The 17,017-nt window shown below is 67.6% G+C and carries 19 protein-coding genes; 8 read left to right on the forward strand and 11 right to left on the reverse strand.

The window, feature by feature from the left end:
- Positions 1–18: 18 nt before the first annotated feature.
- From pcaG to AB4Y67_RS08115, 5 genes are all read right to left on the reverse strand, one after another.
- Positions 19–600, reverse strand: a complete 582-nt coding sequence (pcaG, locus tag AB4Y67_RS08095; protein WP_441405287.1) for a protocatechuate 3,4-dioxygenase subunit alpha — start codon at positions 598–600, stop codon at positions 19–21.
- A gap of 7 nt (positions 601–607) precedes the next feature.
- Positions 608–1,504 (reverse strand): protocatechuate 3,4-dioxygenase subunit beta, encoded by an 897-nt coding sequence (gene pcaH / locus AB4Y67_RS08100; RefSeq protein ID WP_441405262.1) that lies wholly within the window; start codon positions 1,502–1,504, stop codon positions 608–610.
- Positions 1,505–1,544: 40 nt separating this feature from the next.
- Positions 1,545–3,458, reverse strand: coding sequence for a bifunctional sugar phosphate isomerase/epimerase/4-hydroxyphenylpyruvate dioxygenase family protein (locus tag AB4Y67_RS08105; protein WP_441405263.1), 1,914 nt, complete (start codon positions 3,456–3,458; stop codon positions 1,545–1,547).
- A complete protein-coding gene (locus AB4Y67_RS08110) occupies positions 3,458–4,339 on the reverse strand; it encodes a shikimate dehydrogenase (protein WP_441405264.1) in 882 nt (293 codons plus the stop codon). The genes AB4Y67_RS08105 and AB4Y67_RS08110 overlap by 1 nt, the downstream gene beginning before the upstream one ends.
- Before the next feature lie 149 nt (positions 4,340–4,488).
- Positions 4,489–5,334 (reverse strand): IclR family transcriptional regulator, encoded by an 846-nt coding sequence (locus AB4Y67_RS08115; protein ID WP_441405265.1) that lies wholly within the window; start codon positions 5,332–5,334, stop codon positions 4,489–4,491.
- Between the two features lie 225 nt (positions 5,335–5,559).
- Here AB4Y67_RS08115 and AB4Y67_RS08120 point away from each other — a divergent pair, with 225 nt between their 5' ends.
- Complete coding sequence (locus AB4Y67_RS08120; RefSeq protein ID WP_441405266.1) at positions 5,560–6,879, forward strand: MFS transporter; 1,320 nt, start codon at positions 5,560–5,562, stop codon at positions 6,877–6,879.
- A 142-nt stretch (positions 6,880–7,021) separates the two neighbouring features.
- Here AB4Y67_RS08120 and AB4Y67_RS08125 read toward each other — a convergent pair whose 3' ends face one another.
- Positions 7,022–8,098, reverse strand: coding sequence for an ATP-dependent DNA ligase (locus tag AB4Y67_RS08125; protein ID WP_441405267.1), 1,077 nt, complete (start codon positions 8,096–8,098; stop codon positions 7,022–7,024).
- Positions 8,099–8,304: 206 nt separating this feature from the next.
- Here AB4Y67_RS08125 and AB4Y67_RS08130 point away from each other — a divergent pair, with 206 nt between their 5' ends.
- The gene (locus tag AB4Y67_RS08130) at positions 8,305–8,541 is read left to right on the forward strand and encodes a hypothetical protein (protein ID WP_441405268.1); all 237 of its coding nucleotides are present in this window, start codon (positions 8,305–8,307) and stop codon (positions 8,539–8,541) included.
- Between the two features lie 5 nt (positions 8,542–8,546).
- Here AB4Y67_RS08130 and AB4Y67_RS08135 read toward each other — a convergent pair whose 3' ends face one another.
- From AB4Y67_RS08135 to AB4Y67_RS08145, 3 genes are all read right to left on the reverse strand, one after another.
- Positions 8,547–8,834 (reverse strand): MoaD/ThiS family protein, encoded by a 288-nt coding sequence (locus tag AB4Y67_RS08135; protein WP_441405269.1) that lies wholly within the window; start codon positions 8,832–8,834, stop codon positions 8,547–8,549.
- Between the two features lie 6 nt (positions 8,835–8,840).
- Positions 8,841–9,989 (reverse strand): WD40/YVTN/BNR-like repeat-containing protein, encoded by a 1,149-nt coding sequence (locus tag AB4Y67_RS08140; protein ID WP_441405270.1) that lies wholly within the window; start codon positions 9,987–9,989, stop codon positions 8,841–8,843.
- Between the two features lie 62 nt (positions 9,990–10,051).
- Positions 10,052–10,252, reverse strand: a complete 201-nt coding sequence (locus tag AB4Y67_RS08145; protein WP_441405271.1) for a hypothetical protein — start codon at positions 10,250–10,252, stop codon at positions 10,052–10,054.
- Between the two features lie 666 nt (positions 10,253–10,918).
- On the opposite strand from AB4Y67_RS08145, the gene AB4Y67_RS08150 reads away from it, so the two are divergent.
- Positions 10,919–11,323, forward strand: a complete 405-nt coding sequence (locus AB4Y67_RS08150; protein ID WP_441405272.1) for a YybH family protein — start codon at positions 10,919–10,921, stop codon at positions 11,321–11,323.
- A 71-nt stretch (positions 11,324–11,394) separates the two neighbouring features.
- Here the strand turns inward: AB4Y67_RS08150 and AB4Y67_RS08155 are convergent, their stop codons facing one another.
- Positions 11,395–11,742 carry an ArsR/SmtB family transcription factor gene (locus AB4Y67_RS08155; RefSeq protein WP_441405273.1) on the reverse strand — a complete coding sequence of 116 codons (348 nt, stop codon included), beginning with the start codon at positions 11,740–11,742 and terminating at the stop codon, positions 11,395–11,397.
- Between the two features lie 140 nt (positions 11,743–11,882).
- On the opposite strand from AB4Y67_RS08155, the gene AB4Y67_RS08160 reads away from it, so the two are divergent.
- The 5 genes from AB4Y67_RS08160 to AB4Y67_RS08180 all read left to right on the forward strand — a co-directional run bounded on the left by AB4Y67_RS08160 (position 11,883) and on the right by AB4Y67_RS08180 (position 16,421).
- Positions 11,883–12,392: a universal stress protein gene (locus AB4Y67_RS08160; RefSeq protein WP_441405274.1), complete on the forward strand. Its 510-nt coding sequence runs from the start codon at positions 11,883–11,885 to the stop codon at positions 12,390–12,392.
- A 24-nt stretch (positions 12,393–12,416) separates the two neighbouring features.
- A complete protein-coding gene (locus AB4Y67_RS08165) occupies positions 12,417–12,977 on the forward strand; it encodes a DinB family protein (RefSeq protein ID WP_441405275.1) in 561 nt (186 codons plus the stop codon).
- Between the two features lie 256 nt (positions 12,978–13,233).
- The gene (locus tag AB4Y67_RS08170) at positions 13,234–13,557 is read left to right on the forward strand and encodes a metal-sensitive transcriptional regulator (RefSeq protein WP_441405288.1); all 324 of its coding nucleotides are present in this window, start codon (positions 13,234–13,236) and stop codon (positions 13,555–13,557) included.
- A gap of 64 nt (positions 13,558–13,621) precedes the next feature.
- Positions 13,622–13,852: a heavy-metal-associated domain-containing protein gene (locus tag AB4Y67_RS08175; protein ID WP_441405276.1), complete on the forward strand. Its 231-nt coding sequence runs from the start codon at positions 13,622–13,624 to the stop codon at positions 13,850–13,852.
- 130 nt (positions 13,853–13,982) lie between these two features.
- Positions 13,983–16,421, forward strand: a complete 2,439-nt coding sequence (locus tag AB4Y67_RS08180; protein ID WP_441405289.1) for a heavy metal translocating P-type ATPase — start codon at positions 13,983–13,985, stop codon at positions 16,419–16,421.
- A gap of 21 nt (positions 16,422–16,442) precedes the next feature.
- Here the strand turns inward: AB4Y67_RS08180 and AB4Y67_RS08185 are convergent, their stop codons facing one another.
- Positions 16,443–16,715: a DUF2277 domain-containing protein gene (locus tag AB4Y67_RS08185; RefSeq protein ID WP_441405277.1), complete on the reverse strand. Its 273-nt coding sequence runs from the start codon at positions 16,713–16,715 to the stop codon at positions 16,443–16,445.
- Positions 16,716–17,017: the final 302 nt, after the last annotated feature.

The raw sequence follows: 17,017 nt of genomic DNA on the forward strand, positions 1-17,017 counted from the left end.
GGCTGGTTGCATGAGAGGTCACTTCGAGGGGCCCTCGAAGTCGGCACCTTCAAAATCAAGGAACACGGTTTCGCCGTCGCCCTGGAGCCGGAGGTCCCAGGTCAGGCCGCCGTCGGGATCGCGGCGTGCGATCAGGGTCTTGCGGCGTTCCGGATCCAGCGAGGACAGCAGCGGATCGGCGGCCAGCGCCGCCTCGTGCTCCGGCAGGTAGATCCGGGTGAACAGCCGGTTCATCAGGCCGCGGGCGAAGACCGCCACCGCGATGAACGGCGCCGCGCCTTCCTCGGTGGGGCCGGGGTTCACCGTGGTGAAGGTGAACACGCCGGTGTTGCCGACAGAACTGCGGCCGAAACCGGTAAAGGTGTAGCCGTCGCGGACCAAGGAACCGGTGTGCTGCGGGATCTGGCCCGCGGCGTCGGCCTGCCAGATTTCCAGGATCGCGTCCGGGATGGGGTGCCCGGCGCCGTCGTACACGGTGCCCTGCAGCCGGATGGAACCCGGGGAGCCGGGGGCCAGCAGTTCGCGGTCCTTGGTGTAGGGAAGCGCGTAGCCGTAGAAGGGGCCCACGGTCTGGCCGGGGGTCGGGGCGAGTTTACTCATGCTGGTCTTATTCATTGTCGTCTCCTGCTGCGCCCAATGCCTCGTTCTCGGTCCAGGTCCGCTTCGACCCGGTCAGGACGATGTCCCAGGTGTACGCCAGGGCCCACTCGGGTTTGGTCTGCTCGTGGTTGTAGGTGGCGACGAGCCGGTCGCGGGCGTCCTGGTCCACGATCGACTGGTAGATCGGGTCCAGCGGGAAGAGCTGGTCCCCGGGGAAGTACATCTGGGTGACGATCCGCTGGGTGAATTCCTGGCCGAACAGGGAGAAGTGGATGTGGGCCGGGCGCCAGGCGTTGAGGTGGTTCTTCCACGGGTAGGCGCCGGGCTTGACGGTGGTGAAGCTATAGGCACCGTCGGCGCCCGTGATGCAGCGGCCGACGCCGGTGAAGTTGGGGTCCAGCGGGGCGGGGTGCTGGTCGCGTTTGTGGATGTAACGGCCGGCGGAGTTCGCCTGCCAGATTTCGACGAGCTGCCCGGCGACGGGGCGGCCGTCGCCGTCGAGGACCCGGCCGGAGACGACGATGCGTTCGCCCAGCGGTTCCCCGTTGTGCGCGATGGTGAGGTCCGCTTCCAGCGCGTGCACGTCCATGTGCCCGAATGCGGGAGAGTGCAGCTCGATGGTTTCCGGGTCCGCGTGGTGCAGGTCCTTGGTGGGGTGCCGCAGGACGCTGCTGCGGTATGGGGCGTAGTCCAGCCGTGGCTGGACCTCGGCCGGGGCGCCGTTCCTGAGGGCCTGGGCGTAGGCATCGCCAATGGCCTTCATCTCGGCGCTGAGGTCCGCCTGGGACTCTGCGGCCGCATCGAGTGGCGCGTACGTCTTCGGTGCGGCCTCCGTGGCTTCGTCGGACACGTCCTCGGTGAGCGGATCCGCGTTGTAGGTCTCAAGGTTCACTTCTTCAGGCACAGCAGCCTCCTTTCGTTGGGTGTTGGTGTTGCCGGGTCGGTCAGGGGGTGGCAGTCAGCTGGTGCAGATGGTCGTACTGGACGGCGTGCCGCACCGGGGCGTTGGGCGCCCCGTAGCCGTCGTAGGCTCCGCGGCGCTCGACCATTTCGAAGAACACGCTGCCCACGGTGGCGGTATAGAAGTGCAGGAACTCGCCGTCGGCGTCGCGGTCGTAGAGGAGGTTGAGCTCCCGGAGGGTCGCCAGGAAGGCCTCGTCCAGGCCGAACCGGGCGTCGAGGTCCTCGTAGTAGTTTTCCGGGATCTGGAGGAAATCAAGGCCCCGCGCCTTGGCCGCCCGGGCGGTCGCGACGAGGTCATCCACCGCGAAGGCGATGTGTTCCGCACCGTCGCGCTGGACCAGCGGGGCAAGGTTCAGCACGAGGCGGACGCCGCGGTCGCGGGTGGCCATCACCTGGGACCGGACCAGGCCGGTGGGGCTGGCCACTTCCGCGTAGAGCTGCGGTTCCAGGGCCAGGGCGCTGGTGTAAAAAAGCACGGCTTCGTCGAAGTGCTGCCAGGGCTGTGCGAGGTTGACGTGGTCAATCACGGCACCCTGCGCCCCTGCCCGGCCGGCCGGCGGGGCGTCGAGTCCTTCGCCGAATTCGCGGGTCCACACGGCGGTGCCGTCGGGGCTGCCCTGGCACAGGAAGATCTCGGTGGAGTCCGGGGCGGCGAAGCCCTGGAAGATTTCCTCGTTGGCCTGGCTCTTGCGCGGCACGGCCGGGGCCTTGAGCTGCTGCGCCCGGGCCGCGGCAATCACCGGGGAATCGACGTCGAAGCCGAGGGCGGAAATTGCGGGGGCCGTGGCGGCACCTGAGTCGCGGAATTCCTGGGCGGAGTCCTCGTTGATGATCACCCGGGCGTGGCCCATGGTCCACAACTGCACGTTCTTGGTCCGGTGGCGCCCGTTGAACGCGAAACCCAGCTGGCCCAGCAGGGTTTCCACGCCCCCGGTGTCCACGGCCCCGACCTCGGCGAAGTTGAAGCCGGCGGGCTCGGCCACCTGCGGAAGCGTAGCCAGTTCCATCGGGTACCCGCGGCGGCCTGTCGCGGCGGTGCCGGCACCAGCGGTGCCGGTTTCCTCCGCCGGATTCGCGTCCAGCCACTTGGCGCCCTGTTCCTCGAGCCAGATCAGCGACCGCATGGCGTCCACGGCGGTGCGTTCGACGTCGGACTGGCGGAAGACGTCGTTGAAGACCTCCAGCGACACCGGTCCGGTGTAGCCGGCCCGGACCACGTGGCCGAGGAACTTGGCGAGTTCAAACTGGCCTTCGCCCGGGAACACCCGGTAGTGCCGGCTCCAGGACAGCACGTCCATGGAGAGCTTGGGAGCATCGGCTACCTGGACGAAGAAGATCTTCTCCGGGGCGAAGGCTTCGATCGGGGCAGTGTCACAGTCGCGGGAGAGGATGTGGAACGAGTCCAGGCAGGTGCCCAGGCTGGGGTGGTCCACCGCTGCGACCAGCCGGTGGGCGTGCTCGTAGTCGTTGACGTACTTCCCCCATGCCAGCGCCTCATAGGCCACCTTGACGCCGTGGTCCTGGGCGAGGGCTGCGAGGGCGGCGAGCTGTTCGGCCCGGAGACCGTCGTCGTCGATGCTGGCGGTGGCCACGTTGGAGCAGACCAGGATGGTGTCCATGCCGAGGYGGGACATCAGCCGGAACTTGGCGTCCGCGCGGCGGAGGTTGGCGGCGAGCAGGTCCGCGGGCACGCCGTCGAAATCGCGGAACGGCTGGTACAGATCCAGGCTCAGGCCCAGGTCCGCTGCCATCTTCCGGACGTCCTCCGGGCTCAGCGGTGAGGTGACGAGGTCCTGTTCGAAGATTTCGATCCCGTCGAAGCCCGCGGCGGCGCAGGCCCGCATCTTTTCCCGCAGGGTGCCGGAGAGGCAGACGGTGGCGATTCCGGTACGCATCAGGCGGCCACCTCTTCGGCGGCGACGAGTTCCAGGAAGTGGGCCCGCATCCGGTCCGCGTCGGCCTCGCGGCCGGTGAAGATCCGGAAGGCGTCGGCGGCCTGCCCCACGGCCATCCGGCCGCCGTCGAGCACTTCGCAGCCCTTGGCTCGGGCTTCACGGACAAGTTCGGTCTCGATCGGCCGGTACACAATGTCGGCGACCCAGTGCCGGGCCGTTACGAGGCACATGTCCAGCGGGACGCCGGGGTGGGCGGCCATGCCGACCGGGGTGCAGTGCACCAGGCCGTCGGCCAGCGGCATCAGGTGCGGGAGCTCCGCCGTCGTCCGCGCGGTGACCAGCTGGTCCGGGAAGAAGCCGGCAAGTTCCGCGGCGCGTGCGGCGCAGCGGGCGGGATCGGTGTCCACCAGGTCCAGTTCGCGGACACCCGCGGTCAGCAGCGCGTAGGCGACGGCGGAACCGGCACCGCCGGCACCCAGCTGCACCACGCGGTTCAGCTTGGCTCCCGGCAGGCCGGAGGCGAGGGCTGCGGCGAAGCCGGAGAAGTCGGTGTTGTGGCCGATGAAGCGGCCATCCCGGATGGTCACTGTATTGACCGCGCCGAGCCGCCGGGCGTCGGGGGTGACCTCGTCCAGGTAGTCCAGGACCAGTTGCTTGCACGGGTGGGTGATGTTCAGCCCGTTGAAGCCGAGGCGGTAGGCGCCGGTCAGGAGTTCGCCGACGCTCTGGCCGGGAAGCCCCAGTTCCGTGAGGTCGATGGGGCGGTAGAGGTACCGGAGGCCCTGCACGTCGCCTTCGCGTTCGTGCATCGGGGGCGTGAGGGACGGCATAACGCCATCGCCTATCAGGCCCACGAGGAAGGACTCTGCTCGATTGCTCATCCGTATAGCTCCTTTGACAACGGCACTCGGCGGGCGGAGAGGCGCTGGGCGCCGGCCGCGGGCCGGGTGTTGGGGATTACATTACCGCAATAGTTCATATGTTGCACCATTGTTCTACTAGCGAACAGTGGATGATTTATCGGTCGGGTTCACTGCTGGGGCAGCCGGGCGGAAAGCTCGGCCGCCGCCGACTGGAGCAGGGGAACCAGGGCCACGAGTGCGTCGACGCTCATCCTGAAGACCGGGACCGCGGTGGCCAGCGAGGCGAAGGCGTGGCCCTGGGCGTTGAACACCGGGACGGCCACGGCCCGCATGCCCAGCTCGTTTTCCTGGTCCATCACGGCGAAGCCTCGCTTGCGGACCAGTTCGATCTCGGCCCGGAAGGCTTCCCGGTCCGTGATGGAAAATTCGGTCAGCGGCTCCAGCTCAAGACCTTCCACTAGCTGGGCGCGGGTGGCCTCGTCGGCGAAGGCCACGAGCGCCTTGCCGACGGAGGTGGTGTGGAGCGCGCCCAGATGTCCCGGGTCGCTCGTGACGCGGAAGGTCTGGGGTCCGTCCACTTTGTTGACGGTGAGGTGATGGTTTCCGTCGCGCACGGACAGGATGGTGGCCTCCCCCGTCTCCTCCGTGACCCGCCGCAGGATCGGCAGCGCAGTGCCGGCGAATCCGTGATGGTTGGATACGCGCTGCCCGAGCTGGAAGATGCGCAGGCCAAGGTGGTAGCGGCGCCCGTCCGGCTCGTAGTCCACGAAGCCGTCCCGGGTCAGGGATCCCAGCAGGCGGTAGGTGGTGCTGAACGGCAGCTCGGCCCGACGGGACAGCTCGGCGGCACTCGCACCCCGCGGCTCGTCGCCGAGCAGGACCAGCAGGCCCAGGGCCTTGCCGACCATGTCCGTGCGGGAATCCTCCTTGGAGGGGGCCTTTGCGCCCTTGGCGGTAGGGGCTGGCGGGGTGGCTGCGGCGGCGGCCACGTCTGTGTCTTGATTCACACTCATGGCTCAATGCTCTCACATGGTGAGAGCTATTTCTAGATGGTGATTATTTTTGTTGACAAGTGATCACCCTCACAGTCATGATTGCTACATCGCACAAGTAGCTCCCACCATGTGGCTACTCGTCCGGGTCTTTCCACGAACCTTCTGCTGCCACACACTTAAAGCCAGCGGCGGCTGAGACCTTCCTGATCCATCCGCGACAATGTCGTCACACAAAGGAACACCATGAGCCAGACACTCCCGTCTACGACTCCGGGCACTGACGCACCGGCAGGGACGCCAAAGAAGGCAGCCCTCGCCAGTTTCCTGGGCAGCGCCGTCGAGTACTACGACTTCTTTATTTTCGGATCCGCCGCCGCGCTGATCTTCCCCACGGTCTTCTTCCCCGACGCCGGCGCCAATGCGGCGATCATGTCCTTCGCGACTTTCGGCTTCGCCTACGTCGCACGGCCCGTCGGTGCCGTCATCCTGGGCCACTTCGGTGACCGGGTGGGCCGCCGCAAGGTCCTGATGTTCACCCTCCTGCTCATGGGCGCCTCGACGTTCGCGATCGGCTGCCTGCCGGACTTCAACACCATCGGCTGGTGGGCTCCGGCCCTGCTGGTGCTGGCACGGCTCTGCCAGGGCCTCTCCGCCGCCGGCGAGCAGGCCGGCGCTTCCTCGATGACACTGGAGCACGCACCGGACAACCGCCGGGCCTTCTTCACCTCCTGGACGCTCACCGGGACCCAGGGCGGCCAGATCCTCGCCGCCCTCGTCTTTATCCCCGTCCTGGCCCTGCCGGATGAGATCAAGTACGGCATTGGCTGGCGCATCCCGTTCTGGCTCAGCGCCGTCGTGGTGATGGTTGCCTTCTTCATCCGCCGCACCCTGCACGAGCCGCCGGCGTTCGAGGAAGCCCAGAAGAACGCCGAGATCTCCAAGCTCCCCGTCGCGGACCTGCTCAAGCACCACTGGCGCGATGTGCTCCGCGTCGTCGCCTGTGCCTTCATCGCCGCCGTCTCCACGGTGTTCGGCACGCTGGCCATCGCCTACGCCAAGAACGTCGCCGGCGTGGACGGCACCACCACCCTCTGGCTCGTCGTCGGCGCCAACCTGGTGGCCCTCGGCACCCAGCCGCTTTTCGGCAAGCTCGCTGACCGGATCGGCCGCAAGCCGGTCTTCATCTACGGCGCCCTGGCCAGCGCGGTCCTGACGCCGGTGTTCCTGCTCAGCCTGGAGACTGGCACCGTCCCGCTGATGTTCCTGTCCGCGATCGGCTTCTTCTCCTTCGGCTACGCGGCCGCCAACGCCGTGTGGCCCGCGTTCTACGCCGAAATGTTCAGCACCAAGGTCCGCTTCTCGGGCCTGGCCATCGGCACGCAGCTTGGCTTCCTGATGGCAGGGTTCGCCCCGGCGATCGTCGCGGCCATGGGCGGCATCAAGCCCGGCGGCTGGGTCCAGATCAGCATCTTCACCGCGGTAATCTGCCTCATCTCGGCTGTCTCGGCCATGACCGCCAAGGAATCCTTCAAGATTCCCACCAAGCAGCTCGGGATGAAGTAACCCGGACGCAGCGCTCCTGCCCCGTTCCTGCGGACCGCACCACCGAAAAGCCCGGCGTGTTCATGCGACACGCCGGGCTTTTCGCGTGTCTTTTTGCGCTTCCCGCGACTCCCGGAAAAGCAACCGGGCAGAAGCGCCGGAGTCAGGCCTTGCCGGCGCCCAGCACCGCGCCCAGATCGTACTTGACCGGTTCCTCCAGCTGCCCGTAGGTGCAGGTCCTCGGGTCCCGGTCCGGGCGCCAGCGGACAAACTGCGTCGTGTGGCGGAACCGTTCGCCTTCCATGTGGTCGTATTTCACTTCCACCACACGGTCCGGCCGGAGCGGGGTGAAGGAAAGGTCCTTGCCCCCGCTCCACCGGCTGCCCTGCGCATTGCGCGGCGTCCGGGCCCCTTCCTCCTGCCGGGCCCATTCCCAGGGGTGGTCCTCGAAACTGGTCACGAGCGGCTGGAGTTCCTCGAAGAGCTCTTTGCGGCGCTGCAGCGGGAAGGCCCCCACCACCCCCACGTTGGCGAGTTCGCCGCCATCGTCGTAGAGGCCCAGCAGCAGTGAACCGATCCGGTCCGGTCCGGAAGTGTGCACGCGGTACCCGGCGAGGACGCAGTCGGCGGTGCGTTCGTGCTTGATCTTGAACATGGAGCGCTTGTCGGGCAGGTAGGGCCCGTCCAGCGGCTTGGCCACGATCCCGTCGAGGCCGGCCCCCTCGAACTGGTGGAACCATTTCTCGGCGGTTCCCCTGTCCCGGGTCGCGGCGGTGAGGTGGATCGGCGCAGCGATCCCGGCGAGCACGCGTTCCAACTCCCCGCGCCGCTCGGCGAAGGGCCGCCCGGTGAGGTCCTCGTCGTCGAGGGCCAGCAGGTCGAAGGCGACAAACCTGGCCGGGGTCTGTTCTGCCAGGAGCCGGACCCTGCTCGCCGCGGGATGGATCCGCTGCTGCAGCGCGTCAAAGTCGAGACGGTCGCCCGAGGCGCCGACCAAGATGATCTCGCCGTCGAGCACGCACCGCGGCGGGAGGTTGGCCTTCAGCGCCTCGACGAGTTCAGGGAAGTAGCGGGTCAGGGGTTTGCCGTTGCGGCTGCCGATCTCCACGTCCCCGCCGTCGCGGAAGATGATGGACCGGAACCCGTCCCACTTCGGCTCGAACATCACCTCGCCTTCGGGCAGGCCTTTGACGGGCTTCGCCAGCATGGGCGCGATCGGGGGCATCAGCGGCAGTCGCATAGGCCCCATTCTGGTCGCCAGCCCCGCCGYCCGCCAGAGTTCTCCCGGGAAATCTGCCCGGGCCCGACGACCCGACGCCGGTGACGGCCGCGGCGCCGAACGCTTACCCACCCCTTACCGGGCCGAAACGCGGCGGCAACATTGGCKCAGGACACTGGAAGGGCCGGCAAGAGCAGGCACCACTCTCCCGTCCAGGAGGCCCCGCCATGTTGAAGGAAGCCAAAGCCCATGTAATCCGTATCCGCGCCCTGGATCAGCTGCACCGCGGCGACGAGATCGAAGCGCGGCTGAAGGTCGGCCCGAACTACGACGACGTCGTGATCCGCCGCGGCAGCGTCCAGGAAACCGCGCCCGGGATCGGCGTCGTATGGATCATGGACCGGCAGTCCGGCACCCGGAAAGCCATCAACACGGACGAATGCAGCCTCTGGCGGGTCGCCTGAGGCTGCTAGCCGCCCGCGACGGACTGGATGATCAGGACCTCCCCGCCGGGTAGAACCTCGGTGGCCAGGCCCTGCAGGCGGCGGATCTCATTCCCGTTGACGTATATATTCACGTAGCGTCGGACCGCCCCGGTTTCATCCCGCAACCGCCTCGACAACGCCGGGTACCCCCCGGTCACGGAGTCCAGCACCCCCTCCACCGTCACCGCCGTTTCTGCGGGCGCAGTCAGGTAGGACTGCCCGCCGGCGAGCGGCTGGAGCACACTGGGCAACACCACACTGACCCCGGCCACGGGACCTCAGGCATTCACGGTGGCGCCGGGCGCCGTCGAAGCGGGCACATGGGCCGCGGACACGGCTGAGGCCCGCACACACAAGACGTCCGGCAGGTGCGAGGCCACCTCGGTGAAGTGTTCGCCCTCGTCGGCGCTGGCGTAGACGCTGCCGCCGCGGGTGCCGAAGTACACGCCGGCCGGCTCTGCCGCGTCGACGCAGGCGGCGTCCCGGAGCACGGCGTTGAATTCGGACTCGGGGAGTCCGACGTCCAGGCGCTTCCAGCTCGCGCCGGCGTCGTCGGTCCGGTGGACGGCCAACTTACCCTCCGGCGGGATCCTTTCGCCGTCGGCCTTGAGCGGGATCACCCAGGCGGTGCCGGCCCGGCGGGGATGGGTGAGCATCACGAAGCCGAAGTCCGCCGGCAGACCTTCCGCGATCGATTCCCAGTTCTCGGCGTCGTCGTCGCTGCGGTAGACGCCGTGGTGGTTCTGCGCGTAGAGGCGTCCGTCGACGGCGGCGTCGGCCGCGATCTTGTGCACGCACTGGCCGAATTCCGGGTTGGGGTCGGGCATGAAGTAGGCCGAGATTCCCTTGTTCCGCGGCTCCCAGGAACTGCCGCCGTCGAGTGAGCGGTAGACGCCGCCGGTGCTCATGGCAACGTGGACCTTCTCACCGGTGTGGTCGAGAACGATCGAGTGCGCCGCGGCGCCGCCGTAGCCGGCCCCCCATTCACCGCGGTGGGGGTGGTCCCAGAGACCGCGGTTGAGCTCGAAGTGTTCGCCGCCGTCGGTGGATTTCCAGACCGAGATCGGCTCGCAGCCAGCCCAGACGACGCCGGGGCGGGACTCGGCGTCGGGGTGGATCTGCCAGACGCGCTCCAACGCGGCGTCGGTGCCCTCGGGGAAACGGATGGCGCCTTCTTCGGGCTCGCTCCAGGTTTCGCCCAAATCATCGGAGTGAAAGACGGTGGGACCCCAGTGCTCGGAACGGACGCCGACCAGGATCCGGGTCCGGCCGTCCCGGGTGTCGATGCCGATGCTGGGGACTTCGCTCATCAGGAAGTGCGGGCCGGAAAGGGACCAGTCTTTGCGGTCCGGGCTCGTCGCCAGCCAGAGACCTTTCTTGGTGCCGATCGCCAGGACATAACTCTCTGCGGTAGCCATGCCCCCCATGCAACCATCCCGGGGGGATCGCCGCAATGGTTCTTTCCGCTGATTTGGTGCCTGAAAAGGGGTCAGTCCACGAATTCGGACTGCGTCTCGATGAAGTCCCAGTCGGCACCGGTCAGCACACCGGCAACGTCATCCGGATGAGGTCCACCGGCCTCGGCGATGCCCTGCAGCACTGGCAGCGGCAGCTCGGCGACCCGCAGGTTTTCCCGTAGCCACTCCTTGCTCGCCAGATCCAGATCCAGCCACCACATGAAGATTTCCACGGCGGTCACCCTTTCGTCAGTTCTTCAACGTTAGGCCCCGTACTGGATGGTGTTCAAGAGCCGCTGGTCGTGAAGCGCCGCGATAAATGCCGGCGTTTTCGCATCCATTACTGGAACCGGTTCCCGGTGGGATCGAGATCGACCTCACCCGGGAGCAATTCACAACCCACCGCGTGCGTTACTTGCTGCTCAGTGTGATGTGGTCGTGAAGCTGTAGACGGATTGAACGGCACCGTCCTCCGTTGTGCGCGAGGCGACCAGGAGTGGTTGGCCAGGACCGGGCACAGTCCCGAACAGCGGAATTCCCTCACCGATGAGCACGGGAACGCGGGTCACGGTGAGGTCGGAGAGCAAACCGGCCGCCAGGAATGCCTGAACAGTGCGACCGCCATCGGCATATACGCGCCCAGCGTCCGCAGCGTCGAGGATCGCCTGAACCGAGGGAATATCCGGATGAACTGTCACTGTGGAGCGGCCCATCCGGTTGCGGGCCAGGCGCCAAGGTGGTGGAGAGGACGTGTATCGGCATGCACCGGTAGTAATCCGGGGCGGACCCGCGCATCACCTGACGTATCCCCAAGCCCGGCCTGCCGCCGTCGTGGTTGCGTGAAACTGACGCAGCTATTGATGGCGACGCCGATGGCCGGTTCGGGAGCATACTGAAGCATGAGCGACCGCGACGAATTCCTGGCCTGGGTTCAGTCTGAACTGCACGACGCGGAGCTGGCATTGCATAACGGCGACGCTGGCCCCCGCCGGGAGATATGGTCCCGCAACGAACCGGTTAGCGTTTTGGGGGCATGGCGCAACGCCGATGGACTCCACGAACTGGACCGGCTCTTCACCGAGCTGGGGACTAGTTTCTCCGACTGCACCTCTTACGATTTCGAAGTGCTGGCCTATGACGTCGCGGGCGACATGGCGTACACGGCCGGGCTGGAGCACATTTCCACCTCCGTGGACGGTGAACCACGTACTTTCACGCTGCGGGCAACACAGATATATCGCCGCGAAGCGGGCCAATGGAAGGTAGCCCATCGCCACGCCGACACAGTCATTCCCGGCACCTAACCCCCGGAAGATCCCGCCCTTTCCAAGTGGACTTCCGGAGCTACGACGTCCAGCCGCTTGGCTCTGGCGGGCTACAGGTCCGCGAGCAGGCCCGCGGTCCGCTCCAGCGCACCGGGCACGAGCGAGTAGTAGGCCCAGGTGCCGCGCTTTTCGCGGTGCAGCATGCCGGCCTCGACGAGGATCTTGAGGTGATGGGACACCGTGGGCTGACCCAGATCCAGCGGCTCGGTAAGGTCGCAAACACAGGCCTCGCCTCCGTCGGACGACTTGACGATGGACAACAGCCGCAGCCGGTTCGGGTCGGCGAGGGCCTTGAACAGCTGGGCCTTGTCCTGGGCCTCTTCCGCGCCCAGCACGGGCAGGCCGGACGGGGCGCAGCAAGCATCCGCCGCCGGCTCAACAATCTGGAGTGCTGTCATACAGCCATTATGCCTCAATATTGACGGGCGTCGATATGCGTTCAAGCGGCGCCCGCCGGCCGCCTGGGCGGTGCACGCGGCGAGCTGGGGCCGGGGAGTAAGCCCCTGTTCAGGCCGCGGGGACGGGAACACAATTGAGTATGTCAGCCGAGAGCAGTGATACGCCGCCCCTCGTGGCAGGCGTGCTGCCAGGACAAAGCCCCGAAGTGCTGCAGGCTGCCGGCGCGCTGGCAAAGGCCCTCGCCGCCCGGCTGGTCTGCGCCTACGTGGATGAGGCGAGCTATCTGGTGGAGTGGGATCCGGCGCGGTCCGCGCACCGGCTGTCCCTCCATCCCGAGACCGACAACGCCGAAATCCGCGCCGTGACGCAGGAGCTGCGGAGCAGCATCGCCTCGTCCTGCAGTCCCCTTGGCATCGACTGGACCCTCCAGCTGCTGGCCGGAGACCCGGCCCGGGCGCTGGGCAAGCTGGCCCGCGATGTCGGTGCCGCAATGATCATCGTGGGCACGCCCGAGCCGGGCCTGGGCCACCGCATTTCCGCTGCCCTAAACGGTTCGGTGGCGGCGTGGCTCAGCCACCACCAGGACCGTCCGATCCTGATCGTCCCGGTCCGGCCGCCAGTCCACCACCGGACAAAACATGGTTCCTGACAAGGCAGCGGGCGGGAGGGCACCGTGACCGGGGCGCCCCTTGACCGGGCCGCCGTCGTTGCCGGCTACCGGCGCAATTGCGCAGAGCTCGAAGCGGCCCTGGCAGCCGCCCCGCCCGAAGCGCTGCGCCGCCGCAGTTCAGGCACCCGCTGGAGCAACGAGGAGCTCCTGTACCACATGGTGTTCGGCTATATCGTGGTGCTGGCCCTGCTGCCGCTAGTGCGGCTCTTCGGGCGGCTGCCGGTATCGGTCAACCGCGGTTTCGCGCGACTCCTCAATGCCGGAACGGCGCCGTTCGACGTCGTCAACTACTGGGGGTCCAGAGGCGGGGCCCTGATATTCAACCGACGGCGGATGGCGGCCAAGGTGCGCCGGCTGACCGCCGCGCTGGAACGGAAGCTGCGCCGGGAGACGGACTCCGGGCTGGGCCGGCGCATGTACTTCCCGACCCGCTGGGACCCCTTCTTCAAGGAGACCATGACGCTGGCAGACGTATACGCCTACCCTGTGGCGCACTTCGATTTCCATGCCGCCCAGCTGTCCCTCGACGGGACACCGGGCGCCACGGCAGGGCCCCGAAAGTAAAGCGAAAGTAGTTATTCGAGGTGCTGGCTTTCCCTGGCTACTGCCAAGTAAGCTTGAATCCGTAGGCTAGAGATCGACCGCCTGCCCAAAGTCCGCTCCGGAGTGCGTATCCCCCAATAACGCACTCCGGAGCTTTTTTGTGCCCCGACCTTTGCACGCGGGGCCCTGCCGCCAATACCCCCGCAGGGTACTTGCGGCATACCCCCATGGGGTATATGTTGTGATTATGAACGAGCCTGAGGTCCCGGTCCCCGTGATGGAATCCGCCGACGCCGGACCGCACCAGCAGCACGGCTACTCCCCCCACAAGGAGGCCTACCTCCTCCGCCTCAAACGGATCGAGGGCCAGGTGCGGGGCATCGCCCGGATGGTTGACGAGGACAAATACTGCATCGACATCCTCACCCAGGTCGCCGCCGTCACCAAGGCCCTGCACGCCGTCAGTCTCGGACTGGTGGAGGAGCACATCGGTCACTGCGTCGTCGGGGCGGCCTCCGAACCGGACGCGGCGCTGCGGGCTGAAGCCATCGATTTCAAGGTCAAGGAGGCCACCGAAGCCATCGGGCGGCTGCTGCGGTAGCGGCAACACCACTCACCACACCATCGGGCTGATGAACCAGCCGTCCACTCACCAGGAGCAAGCCATGAGCACCGTTTCCACTACCGTCAACGTTTCCGGCATGACCTGCGGCCACTGCGTGTCCTCCGTCAGCGAAGAGCTCGAGACCCTCGCCGGAGTCGAGAAGGTCGGCGTCGACCTCAACTCCGGCGGCATTTCCACGGTCACCATCACCTCGACCGACCCCCTGTCCACCTCCGAGATCGGCGAAGCCGTGGCCGAGGCGGGCTACCTGGTCGTGGCCAACGAGGCCTGAGCACCGCCGGCCGGACCACCACCGCGCAACGGACGGGCGCGCCGCACCAGAACAGACAGGGAACACCGTGAGAACAGAGCAACTGCTGGACCAGCCCGGAACCCGGGTAATAGAGCTCGACATCGACGGCATGACCTGTGCCTCCTGCGTCAGCCGCGTCGAACGCAAGCTCGGAAAACTCGACGGCGTCACGGCCACGGTCAATCTGCCCCTGGAAACGGCCCGCGTCACAGTCCCCGCAGCCATCACGGACACCCAAATCACCGCCACAGTAGCGGCAGCCGGCTACACAGCCACAATCCGCACCCCCCGGTACCCAGCCACGGTGAGTGAACCCGCCGACAGCGGCGGCCGCAGCGGCGCCGCCGCCCTGGGAGGAACAACCGAGCAAGCGGAGCATGTGGCCGATGGCGCCGCGCCCGGTGAGGGTGACAACAGCGGCGCCGCCGGGGGCATGCGGAAGCGTGCGTCTAAGCGAGGAACGAGCGAGCACGCGGAGCATGTGGCCGGTGGCGTCGCGCTAGGTGACCACCCCGCAGCCCACCCGGCGTCGGCCACGGCAGCCAAACTCCGCCCGCGCCTGATCACCGCGGCCATCTTCACCATCCCGGTGTTCCTGATTTCGATGTTCCCGGCCTTCCAGTTCGCCGGCTGGGGCTGGGTGGCAGGACTTCTGGCCCTGCCTGTGGTCACGTGGGCGGCGTGGCCGTTCCACCGGGCCGCGGCCATCAACGCCCGGCACTTCGCCTCCACAATGGACACGCTGGTCTCTATCGGCGTGACCGCGGCCTACACCTTCTCGGCTTGGCAGCTTTTGGTGGACCCGGGGATGACGGATCACCCGGGCATGGACGGGATGGGTTCCGGCGGACTCTACTTCGAGGTTGCCGCGGTGGTCACCACCTTCCTGCTGCTGGGCCGGTACCTGGAGGCCACCGCCAAGCAGAAGGCCGGAGACGCCCTCAAGGCTTTACTGAACCTGGGCGCCAAGGATGCCACGGTTCTTAGGGACGGCAGGGAACAGCAGTTGCCGGCCGATCAGCTGGCGGTGGGTGACGTCATTGTGGTCCGCCCCGGCGAGAAAATCGCGACCGACGGCATCGTCGTCGAAGGGTCCTCCGCCGTCGACGCCTCGCTGGTCACCGGCGAATCCATGCCGGTGGAAGTCGGCCCGGACAGTCCGGTCACGGGCGCCACCATCAACACTTCCGGCCGGCTGCTGATCCGGGCCACACGCGTCGGCGCCGAAACGACCCTGGCCCAGATGGGCCGCCTGGTCTCCCAGGCGCAGACCGGCAAGGCTCCCATTGCCCGCCTCGCGGACCGGATCAGCTCGGTGTTCGTCCCCGTGGTCCTCGCCATCGCCGTGCTGACCTTCGGCGCCTGGCTGCTGGCGGCCGGGCCGGCGATCAACGACGCCGATCTTCGTGCCGCCTTCACGGCCGCCGTCGCCGTGCTGGTCATCGCCTGCCCCTGCGCCCTGGGCCTTGCCACCCCTGTAGGGCTGCTCACCGGAACCGGCCGGGGGGCGCAACTGGGCATCCTCATCAAGGGCCCGCAGGTCCTCGAGGACACGCGGACCGTGGACACCATCCTGCTGGACAAAACCGGAACCGTGACCACCGGTCACCTGGCCGTCAGTGGCACCGCAGCGTTCGAAAGACTCACGCCGGCGGAGATCCTGCGGCTGGCCGGAGCGGTCGAAGACGCCTCAGAGCACCCGATCGCCCGCGCCGTGGCCGCTGCCGCCCTTTCGGCGGAACGCGGAACCGGCAACGGAATCGGCAACACGGGCGACGGCGCCGGGGCGCTGCCCTCCGTCGTCGACTTCCGCTCCGCGCCCGGCGGCGGAGTCCAGGGAACCGTCGAGGGCCGGCTCGTCACGGCCGGCCGGACGGGCTGGCTGCAGGAGAACCGCATCGACCCCACTCCCGCGCAGCTGGAGGCCTTCAGCCGTGCCGAAGGCTCCGGAGCCACCGCCGTCTGGCTCGCCGTGGATGGAGAGCCTGCCGGCATCATCAGCCTGCGCGACACGGTCAAGCCGGGCTCGGCCGCCGCCATCTCACGGCTCCGCGGCCTCGGGCTCCGGCCGATCCTCCTGACCGGGGACAACGCCGCTGTCGCCGCGCAGGTGGCAGCCGCCGTCGGCATCGCTCCGGAGGACGTATTCGCCGGGGTACTGCCGGAGGGCAAGGTCGAGGCCGTGCGGAGGCTGCAGGCCGCCGGGGCCACTGTCGCCATGGCGGGCGACGGCGTGAACGACGCCGCGGCGCTGGCGCAGGCAGACCTCGGCATCGCGATGGGCTCCGGCACCGATGTGGCGATCGAGGCGGCCGACCTGACGGTCATGGGCAACGATCTGGGCCAGGTCGCGCAGGCCATCGAGCTGTCCCGCCGGACCCTGGCGACCATCAAGACGAACCTCTTCTGGGCCTTCTTCTACAACGCGGTCGGGATCCCGGTGGCAGCCCTGGGTCTGCTCAACCCGATGATCGCCGGCGCGGCGATGGCTGCCAGCTCCGTGCTGGTGGTGGCCAACTCGCTGCGGCTGCGCAGCTTCGGCAAGTAGGCGTCCCTCCGCGGGACGCCCTCAGGCCGCGCCGAAGCGGACAGCGGCCCTGGCTTTGGCCTTGGCAGCTTCCTCTCCGCGGTCCTTGGCCGGGGCATGCGTCACCAGCGCGTCGAGCAGATGCTCGGTGGCGTGGGCGATCTCCTGGACGGCGCGGTTGAAGGCCTCTTCGTTGGCCTTGGACGGCTTGGTGCTGCCACTGATCTTGCGCACGTATTGCAGCGCCGCGGCTTGTACCTCGGCGGACGTGGCGTGGGGTTCAAAATTGTGGAGGGTCCGGATGTTTCGGCACATATCCCCATGCTAGGTGACCTCGCGTCCGGGATCGAGGGCATGGGGAGGGCTGCCCATCGACACCTTTTCGRCAGGCAGGATAGTTTGGGGTCACTGGATCTTCCGGAGCAGCCGGGATCCGAGGGGGACGCCGGCAGGGTCCGCGTCCGTTTTCTATGACTTGAGGAGATTTTCGAATGGCTATTTGGGGCGCAGACATTGCTCAGCTCAAGACTCTTGGGACCAAGCTGCAGGCCGGTTCGTCCGAGATCGACAAGCAGAGGTCGCTGCTGACCAAGGTGCTCGAGGGCACCGACTGGAAG

It is taken from the genome of Arthrobacter sp. YAF17, assembly GCF_052113365.1.
Classification (GTDB): domain Bacteria; phylum Actinomycetota; class Actinomycetes; order Actinomycetales; family Micrococcaceae; genus Arthrobacter.